1 pseudogene is annotated in these 320 nt (G+C 62.8%); it reads left to right on the top strand.

The window, feature by feature from the left end:
• Positions 1-183: 183 nt before the first annotated feature.
• Positions 184-320 (top strand): annotated as a pseudogene (locus tag D9598_RS21320) (IS481 family transposase); the annotation flags it as partial.

The raw sequence follows: 320 nt of genomic DNA, 5'->3' as shown, positions 1-320 counted from the left end.
GAAGACCGCCCGATCTTTCCTTGGCATCCTCTGTCTCGCCGCCTCCCTCGACTGGCTCAAGAGCTAACGGACCCTAGCTGTCGGATCGCAGAACATTGTTGGGATCCCGTTGGGCTGGCCGTTGTAGACTATGCCTATCGTTTCGAGCGCCTGAAGGGCGCTGTGCCGGGAGGAAGGTGAGCCATGCACCAGATCCACCCCAATGCCCGTACCACCCTCGCCGTCCGGGCCGAGATCGCCCGCTCTTCCGAGCCTTCGGGTGTCCTGGCCCGCCGCTTCGGGGTGAGCAGCGAAACCATCCGCGATTGGACACTTCGAAA

It is taken from the genome of Roseomonas sp. KE0001 (assembly GCF_016107285.1).
GTDB lineage: Bacteria > Pseudomonadota > Alphaproteobacteria > Acetobacterales > Acetobacteraceae > Pseudoroseomonas.
The sequence above is the reverse complement of the archived record's forward strand: the minus strand, read 5'-3'. Positions and strand labels throughout refer to the sequence as shown.